The sequence below is a fragment of the Streptomyces sp. 130 genome, assembly GCF_007096885.1.
Classification (GTDB): Bacteria; Actinomycetota; Actinomycetes; order Streptomycetales; family Streptomycetaceae; genus Streptomyces.
Map to the genome: position 1 here is coordinate 1 of NZ_VJNO01000129.1, position 468 is coordinate 468.

Annotated in this window: 1 protein-coding gene; it reads left to right on the forward strand. The window is 74.1% G+C overall.

Translation table 11 applies throughout. The features are described from left to right. Nucleotides 1–15: 15 nt before the first annotated feature. Nucleotides 16–468, forward strand: a 453-nt coding sequence (locus tag FKN01_RS32320; RefSeq protein WP_260697106.1) for a condensation domain-containing protein, incomplete at its 3' end; no start/stop codon positions are given.

Here is a 468-nt window from a genome sequence, read left to right on the forward strand (position 1 = left end):
GGTGACGGGGAGTCGATGGCGCCGCTGTCGCGCGACCTGGTCGCCGCCTACCGGGCCCGTCTCGAAGGCCGGGCGCCGCGGTTCGACGCGCTCGCGGTGCAGTACGCGGACTACGCGCTGTGGCAGGAGAAGCTGCTCGGCGACGAGAACGACCCCGGCAGCCGGGCCTTCGGCCAGTACAGCTACTGGAAGGCCGAGCTGGCGGGCGTGCCGCAGCCGTTGCAACTGCCAACCGACCGGCCGAGGCCGCCCGTCGCCAGCCACCGAGGCGACCGCGTCGCCTTCGTCGTCGAACCCGAGCTCTTCGCCGCGGTGAACGAGTTGGCGACCCGCGAGGGCGCGACCGTGTCGATGGTGCTGCAGTCGGCGCTCGCCGTCCTGCTGCGCCAGCTCGGCGCCGGCGACGACGTCACGATCGGCTCGCCGATCGCCGGGCGCACCGACGAGGCCCTTGCCGGGCTCGTCGGG